Below are 9,382 nucleotides of genomic sequence, written 5' to 3'. Positions count from 1 at the left end.
TGCTGATCGTCACGCACAACATCGAAGAAGCGGTGTTCATGTGCGACCGCATTCTCGTGCTGTCGTCGAATCCGGGCCGCGTCGTCGCCGAAATCAAGGTGCCGTTCAAGCATCCGCGCAATCGTCTCGATCCTGCGTTCCGCAAGCTCGTCGACGAGATCTACGCGAGGATGACCGCGCGTGAAGCCACCGCCGCGTCGCACGGCGCGCTCGAAGTGGGCAGCCGTCTGCCGAACGTCTCGACCAACCTGATGGCCGGTCTGATCGAAACGCTCGCGGCCGCGCCGTACCACGGCCGCGCCGACATGCCGGAAATCGCGCGCTCGCTGCATCTGGAAGTCGACGATCTGTTCCCGATTGCCGAAATGCTCCAGTTGCTCGGGTTCGCGGACGTGCGCGAAGGCGACCTGCTGCTCACGCCGCCCGCGCGCGTGTTTGTCGAGATGGGCACCCAGGCGCGCAAGATGATGTTCGCGGAGCATCTGCTGCGCAACGTTCCGCTCGCGGCGAACATCAAGAAGGTGCTGAACGAACGTCCTGGGCATCGCGCGCCGCGCGTGCGCTTCGAGCAGGAACTCGAAGACTTCCTCTCCGATGTCGCCGCCGAGCAAACGCTCGATACGGTGATCGACTGGGGCCGTTACGGCGAGATCTTCTCGTACAACGACCAGTCGGAAATCTTCAGTCTCGAAGACGTCGAGGCATAAGCGGCAACATGCCGCCGCCGCTGGTTCGCCAGCGTGCTTTTTCGGAGGCGCCCTGTGGGGCGCCTTTTTATTTGTCGAGCGGCGTTCGAGATTGCAGGCGCCATGGGCCGCGTCGATGAAAGCGCGAAACGGGCTGCGGTGCGTCACGCCGCAAGCTCACAATTCGGTACGACGCCAATGGTGAGCTTCTTCGGGAGCGGGCGCGGCGCTTGTGCAGCGCATGGTGTAGCCGCGCGTAGGTTGTTGATTGGACGGGAAAGTCCGAAACGCCGAAGGATCGGCGCAGCGGACTTCAGCGGCTTGAGGTGAGTGTTTTCGGGAGTGAAAATGCTCGGCGGAATGTTGCAACGGCGATGGCAACCCTGGTTGTCACGACGGCTTGCGGCCCGCACCCGGCGATCCGTGTCCGTCACCGGAGCGTCCGTTGTGCGGCTTGTCGTCTGGCGCACTGCGCCGTGTCGTGCGCGCTTCGTCGTCGGATGTGCCGTCGTTGTCGGCCTGACCTTCCACATCCGTAGCGCCCGGCAGGCCCACCACGAAATTGCGCTGCGGATTCGCGAGCGCAATGCCGAGCGCCGTGAAGCGCTCGAGCAGCCGTCGGTTGAATTCGCGCTGCACCGGCCAGCGCGCCGCATCCGTGCACTGAATCTGCCCGACGAGCGTAACGCTCGCACCGTCCACCTGATCGACGCCCCAATACGCGAAGTCGCTGCGGATGCCCGCCTTGAACTTGTCGTCGGCGCGCAGTTCGGCACCGATTTCCTTCATCGTATCGATTGCGCGCTGCACATCGGCGCCGTAGGCGATCGCCACCTTCACCGCCGCATTGCCGATGCCGCGATTGGTGTTGTTGACCGTCGTGACCGAACTGAACGGCACCGTATAGAGCGAGCCGTCGCCGCCGCGCAGGCGCACGGTGCGGATCGACAGAAACTCGACCGTGCCCGATACGCCGGCGAGCGTCACCCAGTCGCCCACCTGCATGGCGTTTTCGGTGAGCAGGAAAATGCCGGTAATGAAATCCTGCACGAGCTTTTGCGAGCCGAAGCCGAGCGCCACGCCGAAGATGCTTGCGCCCGCAATGAGCGGCGCCGTGTTGATGCCGAGTTGCGACAGCGCGGTCAGGCCGACGACCACGAAGATCGCGACAGCGAGCGTGGTGCGGAACATCGGCAGCAGCGTGCGCAAGCGCGCTGCGCGCACGTAGTCGCCCGCGTCGCTCCAGGCTTCGAGGCGCCGTTCGGCGGCTCCGTTTGCGGCCTCCCAGATCGCGACGGCGACGAGGATCGCGACGACGATGGTCGCGAGCGCGGAGCCGAGCAGATGGCCGATCGGTGCGTTCACGAGCACTCGGCCCGGATGCAGACCCCAGACGTGCAGCAGCACGTCGAGCGTGACGAGCCAGACCGCAGCCGTCGCGATATGCCGCAGCAACGGGTAGTAGCGGTAGGTGCGGCGCTGCGCGATGGTTGCGTCGTCACGATTGCCGAGCGGGTCGAACACGCGGCCGAGTGCGCCGAGCGCGACGATGGCGACCACGCGCGCGAGAAGCAGCACGACGAGCGACACGCCGCCCGCGCGCATCAGCTCGCGATAGCCGCCGCGCAGATCGAGTGCCCAGACGAGCCACAGCGCCATGACGGCGAATATCGCGACGCCGGCCCAGATGTCGGCGAACCAGTGCGCGAGATAAGCGAGCGTGCCGCGGCCGGAGCTCGAGCGGCGCATGGCATCGGCCACCGGACGGCGGCACTGCAGGATCATGACGGCGAGCGCGAGGTGGCCGATCAGCGTGATGACCTTGATGAAGGCGAGATGCGCGTCCTCGGTCATGCCGAGCGGCACCGCCGCGGTCAGCGCGCCGCCTGCGCCGCCGATCGCGACGATGCGCGCGGTCCAGCGCTGCGCGAACGCCGCTGCACCGCCGGAGAGCCGCAGCAGGCGCAGGGCGTCGGCATCGGGTGCGAAGAGCAGCGCGCCGACAGCGATCACGATGCGGCAGATCACATACGTATCGACCAGCTGGCCGACCGCTGCCGTAAGCGCCGCGTCGTTCGAGCCGAACAGCGAGAGCACGCCCGCCGCGCACAGGCCGAATGCGAGAACCGGCACGAGTTCGAGCGAGGCGAGCAGCAGCGCGGCGGGCAGTCGTTGCAGCCGCTTCCAGTGGTGCGCGGTGCGCGCGCGCAGGCGTGTCGCGGCACTCCGCACTTGTGCCGCTGTGGCGGATTCGGCCACGCTCGCCTGCGCGTGGGTGCCGGGTCCGGCGTTCGAATCGTCGCCTGCGGCGGCAGGCGGCCCGGCAGGCTTCATGCCTGCTGCGGCACGCAGGGCTTCGTCTCGCGCCACGCGCGCGGCGTCGTCTCGCACGGGCGGGTTCGCAGCGGGTGCTGTATCGGCAAGCGTAGCCGTGGCGTACGCAACGATCGCGCGATGCGGCCGGGCGATGAAGCGGCGCGTGAGCGCCTCGGCGATCAGTGCGGGTGCAAGCGTGAGCAGCAGCACACGCAGCAGGCCGAGCAGCAGCGCATGGCCAGCAGGCGTGTGCAGCCGCTCGGCCCACCAGGCGCGCGCGGACGGCAGATCGAAGAGCGCCGTGCGTGTGTGCAGCAGACGCGCGCCGAGGATCTGAGCGCTGTGCGCGGCGCGATCGGCGATCTGCAACACAAGGCCGTTCGAGCGCAATGCTTCCTTGATCGGTGCGGAGGCGGGCGCTGCCGCCGCAGCCTCTGCAGCCGATGTGGGCACGCTCGCGGCTGCGGGCGCGCTGGCGGGCGTAGAGAGCGCGCCTGCGGCGGCGATGGCGCGCAGCGTGTCTTCGACATGGCCGCGCTGGACCGGATCGTCGAGCACCTGCAGCGCGGCATGCGCCTGCGCGGGTGTCAGCACGACTGGCGCGGCGGGATTGGCCGGCGTCGCTGCCTGAGCGCTGACCGTGCACAGCGCGCAGGCGAAGGCGGTGAGGGTGGCGAGGGTGGCGAGGGTGGCGAGGGCTGCGCGGGTTGCGAGACGCGGCGAGCCGTGCGAGCGAAATGCGAAAAAGCGGAAGAACCTTTGCATGAGAACGGGTCGGATATCGATGACTTCAGTGGCGGCGGCATCGGGCGGCACTCGGTGGCATAAGCGCAGCCTGATCCGCACGGACATTCGGCACGTATTTGCAAATTTCGTGCCCCGTGTTGCGTCCGGTTTTGCGCGGACCGGGGCGTAGCGGGTGAAAGACGCGCGGGCAGGACGCGGAGCGCCCAGTATGCGCCGCCAGGCGCGCAGGCCGTGGTCGCGCGGATTCAGGCGGGTTGGTTGCTGGCGCGCTATCGGGTGCCGGATGAGGCGGCGCGGGCTGCGTCTGTCGCGCGCCATGACAGGCAGATTTTTCCCGAGTTGTAGAAATGAGGTTCGCCTGTCACGCGCGCCCGCTTGCCGATTATCGCGAGCGCGGCCCACAAATCGGTAACGCTGACGATGAATCAAACGCATCAGCTGCGGATCTAGCCCTTCGTGGCGCGTCGCGCTGCCTCAAGATTTGCGTCGAGCTGACGCGCCATGCCGTAGAGCATGCCGAGCGACGGCGCCGCCACGCCCGTGCGTTGCGCGAGTTCGTAGGGCGCGCCGAGCAGCGCTTCGACTTCGAGCGAGCGTCCTGCTTCCACGTCCTGCAACATCGAGGTCTTGAACGCGCCGAGCTTGCGCGTGACGGCGTTGCGCTCGTCGATCGTCATCGCGATGTCGATGCCCAGCGCCTCGCCGATCGCGCGCGCTTCCGCCATGATCGCGGCGACAAGATGAGCCGTGAGCGGATCGTCGAGGATGACGTCGGCGGTCGAGCGCGTGAGCGCGCTGATCGGGTTCATCGTCATGTTGCCCCAGAGCTTCGCCCAGATTTCGCCCTGGATCGATGCGGGCGCAACCACGTCGAAGCCTGCGCGCGTGAGCAGCGCGCGCGCCTCGTCGGCGCGGTCGGCTAGTTGCGGCGCCGACGCGCCGACGATCAGCCGATTGCCGTTTCCCTTGCGGATCTCGCCGGGCGCGGCAATGGATGACGAGAGGTGCACGACGCAGCCCGACGCCTGGGCGGGCGGCAGCGCCGCCGAGACGGCGCCGCCAGGATCGACCGCATCGAGGCGTCCGTTGGCGTACGCGCCGCCGAACGCGTTGAGAAACCACCACGGCACGCCGTTCATCGCCGACACGATATGCGTTTGCGGGCCGACGAGCGGCGCAAGCGATGCTGCGGCCTGCACGAGCGCCTGACCCTTCAGGCAGATGAACAGCAGGTCTTGCGGGCCGAGCGCCGCGGCGTCCGCAGTGGCGTCGACGTGCACCGTGTAGCGCGTGTCGCCTTCGGCGATCGTCAGCCCGTTGCGGCGGATGGCATCGAGTTGCGCGCCGCGTGCGAGCACGTTGACGGGAACGCCAGCGTGCGCAAGCCGCGCTGCGATGAGTCCGCCAATCGCACCTGCGCCGACGACTGTGATGTCTGGATTCCGGGTAACCAAGACTTACTCCTGATGCAAGGGATCGCGCTGACCGTCGCCGCGTGCGGGCGAGAACGGGCGCATGCGATGCACGTCGTGCGTGCAGTGCAACGGTGAGGATATTCGGGAGCCGCGTACGTCGCGCGTCAGCCGAGTGCGGCGAATGCTTCGTCGACTTCGGGCTGCCGCGTCGGTCGCACTACGCGCGCCACTTCCACACCGTCGCGCAGGAAGATCAGCGTGGGCCACAGCTTCACGCGAAATGACCGGCCGAGCGCACGGCCGGGGCCGTCTTCGACTTTGAGATGCTGCACTTCGGGGTGCTGTGCGAACGCCGCGCCGATCAGCGGCTGCGCGCCCTGGCAATGACTGCACCAGTCGGTGCCGAATTCGAGCACGGCAGGGCCCGTCAACGCGTCGATTTCGTTGCGCGCGGGCGCAATCGTGGCATAGCTCATGGTGTTTTCCGTAGATGGCACGTTCGTACGATACCGCAACGCGCAGCCGTATTCAGGCGAGTGCGCGCGTGGCGATGATCGCCGTCGATTCGATGCGCTCGACCAGCCAGCCGTCGGCGGCGTGCTCGGCGACGAGCGCGTCGATACCCTCGAGCAGCGTGTCGAGCTTCTCGCCCAGACGCTCGCGCGAAAGGCTCGACATGGAAAGCGGCCGCGCTTTCAGTTGTTCGGCACTCACGCGCCGGTATTCGACGATCGAGACGCGTTCGAGCACCGGAAACGCCGAACGCGCCAGCACGTCGAGGTGGCTTTCCCAGTCAGTGGATTGACGCAGCTTGCGCGCGGGATCGAGGTTCGCGTACCGATCGAGCAGCCCGCGATACTGCGCCGCCCACGGGCGCAGCGGATCGTCGAGATGCGCGGTGTTGAAGAGCGCGAGCGCGCCGCGTTGCGTAAGCAGTGTGTCGAGACGCGCGAGCGTATCGGCGCGATCCATCCAGTGGAAAGCGCGGCCGATCACGGCGAGATCGATTGGCCCGGCACTCGCGTCGAGATCGTACGAACTGCCTTGCCGGTATTCGATGTTCGGCGCGATGCCCGCGCCAAGTTGCGACGCGACGCCGAGCATCGCCGGTTCCGGATCCATCGCGATGGCTTTCGCGACCCAGCTTGCGAACGCGAGCGACAGCTGGCCCGGGCCGCAGCCGAGGTCGAGCAGGCGCTGCGTGCCGTCGAGCCCGACGATTTGCGCGACACGGCGAATCAGCGCGGGCGAGTACGCGGGGCGGCCGATCAGATAGTGCGGGGCGGCGTTGCGAAAACGGTCGGGGACGAAAGGCGTGATTGAACTCATGGCGTGTCGGGCTGGCGAATGCGTGTTCGGGAGCATGGCCTGAACAGTCTGGAGATGCCGCGTGCTTACGTCAAGGCGCGTCGAGACGCGTCAAGGCGCATCAAAACGGCCCGCGATGGTAAAGGTGAGTCTTTTCGGGAGTGAGCGGGCCGCGCGCGAAAATTGCACCGCTGCGTGCGCAGCGGACGTTCGGCTACGCACGGCATGCGCAAAAAAGTGCCTTGAAACAAGGACTAGAGTGCAATCGGGTTCGTTTATGGCCGCGCGCGGAACATATGCGGTGCACCGGCTTTGGAGGCATCGACAAGACAAAGGTGAGCGTTTGCGGGAGTCGAAGGTGGAGCGCTGCGCACGGTGCCGGCTTGGACTTGCGATGGTGCAAGCCGGTCGCCGGAATGTGCACTTGAGCCTTGTTTTTCAGGGGGATTCGTTGCGCACGAGCAATCGCTCGACAGGCGCTCACGCACATCGCGGTTTCGCGGATGCTACAAAGGTGAGGAGATTCGGGAGCCGACTGCACGGCCCGTGGACGGCGACGTGCGATCGGTATATAACAGACACACGAGATCCATTCGATTTCGTGTCATTCAGGAGAAACCGTTCATCATGACGAGCGACGACATGCACAAGCAAGACGCTCAAACGCCAGGCGGCGAACCGGCACAACCCGATCTGGAACATCTGAGCGCGGCGTTCACCCACGTCGACGAGGGCGTGAAGTCCGGCAAGATCGCGGCGGGCGCAGCCAGGGGGCTCGTCTATAGCCTGGTGGAAACGCTCGGCGCGCTCGTGGGCGATCCGGATTTGCCCGAGCACGCTCGCTCGGGCTACCAGGGCCTGCTGGAAGCCGCGCGCGAACTGCGCGTCAAGCTGGAGCGTTAAGCGCGGCGCGGGCGGCGCGCAGTGCGCCGCCGTCCGCGTTCTTATCGCTCATCGCCAGCCGTGCCGCGCCAAGCCAACAGTGCACCAGCAGTGAATCCGCAGTGAACCAGTTCCGCCTCTCCCGCTTCGCATATCCAATACACCTTCGCAGCCAATCTTCCAGTCAATCTTCGCGGAGCTAAAATTCGCGATCCAAAATAAAAGCTCCCTCGATTCGCGTCGTGCAAACTGCCTTCAATGGCGTTGTCGAAATCAAGCTATGCCGTCGTGCGCACGGGCAGGGCGGCAAGCAGTTGATGGATCTGCGCGACAACCGCCGCACCCTCGCCCACTGCCGCCGCGACGCGCTTCGTCGATCCTGCGCGTGCATCTCCAATCGCGTACACGCCTTCCACCGAAGTCGCCAGACTGCACGACGCATCGCCGTCGCCGGTCACGACAAAGCCGTGCGCATCGAGCGTCACGCCGCAGGCATGCAGCCATTCGGTATTGGGGTCCGCGCCGGTGAACAGGAACAGATGGCGCGCGTCGAAATGATCGATGCCGTCCGCGCACGGCGATTTCAGGCGAACCGAAGCGAGCCCGCCATCGTCCTCGTAGAGCGCGCCGATCTCGCTGCCCGGATGCACGTCGACGTTCGGCAGCGACGCGATGCGGTCGATGAGGTAGCGCGACATCGTCGATTCGAAACCGGGCTTGCGAATCAGCACGTCGATGTGATGCGCGTGCGTGGAGAGATAGACGATGGCCTGGCCCGCCGAATTGCCGCCGCCTACGAGCACGACGTTTTCGTGCTTGCAGAGCTTTGCCTCGACCGGCGACGCCCAGTAATAAACGCCGTGCCCTTCGAAGCGATCGAGTCCTTCGATGCCGGGCCGCCGGTACACCGCGCCGCTCGCAATCACCACGGTATGCGCGCGCACGTCGCCGCTGCACGTTTCGAGCCGCTTCGGTTGTTCGTCGCAGTGCAGCGTACGAACTTTCACGGGAATCGCCATGTGCGCGCCGAATTTCTGCGCCTGCACGAACGCGCGCCCGGCCAGCGCCTGGCCGGAAATACCGGTGGGAAAGCCGAGATAGTTTTCGATGCGTGAACTCGCGCCTGCCTGGCCGCCAGGCGCGCGCGCATCGAGCACGATGACCGAGAGCCCTTCGGATGCCGCATAGACGGCCGTTGCGAGCCCTGCGGGACCGGCGCCGACGATCGCCACGTCGTAGACGCGCTTGCCGTCGAGTTCGGGCAACAAGCCGAGGCATGTCGCGAGTTCGGGCGGCGAGGGATGGCGCAGCACGGTGCCATCGGGGCAAATCACGAGCGGCAGGTCGTCGCTGCGCGCCGCGTACTGTTCGATGACGCGCAGCGTGCTCTCGTCGCTTTCATCGAGCAGCTTGTACGGGTGGCCGTTGCGCGAGAGGAACCCCTGGAGCGCGAGCATCGACGGGTCGTTGTGCTTGCCGACGAGGATCGGGCCGCCCGCGCCCTTTTCGATGAGCGCGACGCGGCGCAGGATCAACGCACGCACGATCCGCTCGCCGAGTTCGGCTTCGGCGATGATCGCCGCGCGCAGGCGCTCCGGCGGAATCAGCAGTGCCTCGACGGGTTCGAGCGCCATGCCGTCGACGAGTGCGCGCCCGCCCGAGAGCTGGCCGACCTCGGCGAGAAACGAACCCTGATGCTGCTCGACGACATGCATCTCGCGTCCGAGCCCGTCGCGCTGGTACACCTTCACGGCGCCGCAAAGCAGCACGAACATGCCGGGGCCGGTCTCGCCGGTGTGGAACAGCAACTCGCCCGGCGCCCAGCGACGCACTTCGCCAAAGCGGCGCAGGCGGTCGATTTCTTCGCCGGTCAGTTCGGGGAACATCTGGTGGCGCCGCGTCGCGAGCGTCGAAAACGGCGCGTCGGCCGGTTGCGGCTGCGAGTCGGCGTGATGAACCTCGGCTTCGGTGAGGGTGCCCATCTGGCGGTTCTCCTCGAACGGTGCGCCCGGGTGAGGCCGGGCTAAC

General features: G+C 66.7%; 7 protein-coding genes. 2 read left to right on the top strand and 5 right to left on the bottom strand.

Features of this window, described 5'->3' with window-relative positions:
- On the top strand, positions 1 to 707 hold a 707-nt coding region (locus Q0L30_RS19555), incomplete at its 5' end, for an AAA-associated domain-containing protein (protein WP_296660000.1).
- 369 nt (positions 708 to 1,076) lie between these two features.
- Here Q0L30_RS19555 and Q0L30_RS19550 read toward each other — a convergent pair.
- The 4 genes from Q0L30_RS19550 to Q0L30_RS19535 all read right to left on the bottom strand — a co-directional run bounded on the left by Q0L30_RS19550 (position 1,077) and on the right by Q0L30_RS19535 (position 6,493).
- Positions 1,077 to 3,767: a mechanosensitive ion channel family protein gene (locus tag Q0L30_RS19550; protein WP_296659997.1), complete on the bottom strand. Its 2,691-nt coding sequence runs from the start codon at positions 3,765 to 3,767 to the stop codon at positions 1,077 to 1,079.
- Positions 3,768 to 4,195: 428 nt separating this feature from the next.
- Positions 4,196 to 5,203, bottom strand: a complete 1,008-nt coding sequence (locus tag Q0L30_RS19545; RefSeq protein ID WP_296659993.1) for a 2-dehydropantoate 2-reductase — start codon at positions 5,201 to 5,203, stop codon at positions 4,196 to 4,198.
- 125 nt (positions 5,204 to 5,328) lie between these two features.
- Entirely contained in the window at positions 5,329 to 5,640 is a 312-nt protein-coding gene (locus Q0L30_RS19540; protein WP_296659990.1) for a thioredoxin family protein, read from the bottom strand.
- A gap of 52 nt (positions 5,641 to 5,692) precedes the next feature.
- Positions 5,693 to 6,493, bottom strand: a complete 801-nt coding sequence (locus Q0L30_RS19535; protein WP_296659987.1) for a class I SAM-dependent methyltransferase — start codon at positions 6,491 to 6,493, stop codon at positions 5,693 to 5,695.
- Positions 6,494 to 7,099: 606 nt separating this feature from the next.
- Here Q0L30_RS19535 and Q0L30_RS19530 point away from each other — a divergent pair.
- Positions 7,100 to 7,375, top strand: a complete 276-nt coding sequence (locus tag Q0L30_RS19530; protein WP_296659985.1) for a hypothetical protein — start codon at positions 7,100 to 7,102, stop codon at positions 7,373 to 7,375.
- Positions 7,376 to 7,632: 257 nt separating this feature from the next.
- Here the strand turns inward: Q0L30_RS19530 and Q0L30_RS19525 are convergent, their stop codons facing one another.
- Positions 7,633 to 9,336: an FAD-dependent oxidoreductase gene (locus tag Q0L30_RS19525; protein WP_296659981.1), complete on the bottom strand. Its 1,704-nt coding sequence runs from the start codon at positions 9,334 to 9,336 to the stop codon at positions 7,633 to 7,635.
- Positions 9,337 to 9,382 lie beyond the last annotated feature (46 nt).

It is taken from the genome of Paraburkholderia sp., from assembly GCF_024281035.1.
Lineage (GTDB): Bacteria > Pseudomonadota > Gammaproteobacteria > Burkholderiales > Burkholderiaceae > Paraburkholderia.
This window is presented reverse-complemented; position numbering and strand designations above follow the sequence as displayed.

Excerpts from the sequence above, each read along its gene's own strand:
- Q0L30_RS19550 (WP_296659997.1), bottom strand. The coding sequence starts at position 3,767 with ATGCAAAGGTTCTTCCGCTTTTTCGCATTTCGCTCGCACGGCTCGCCG.
- Q0L30_RS19540 (WP_296659990.1), bottom strand. The coding sequence starts at position 5,640 with ATGAGCTATGCCACGATTGCGCCCGCGCGCAACGAAATCGACGCGTTG.
- Q0L30_RS19535 (WP_296659987.1), bottom strand. The coding sequence starts at position 6,493 with ATGAGTTCAATCACGCCTTTCGTCCCCGACCGTTTTCGCAACGCCGCC.
- Q0L30_RS19530 (WP_296659985.1), top strand. The coding sequence starts at position 7,100 with ATGACGAGCGACGACATGCACAAGCAAGACGCTCAAACGCCAGGCGGC.
- Q0L30_RS19525 (WP_296659981.1), bottom strand. The coding sequence starts at position 9,336 with ATGGGCACCCTCACCGAAGCCGAGGTTCATCACGCCGACTCGCAGCCG.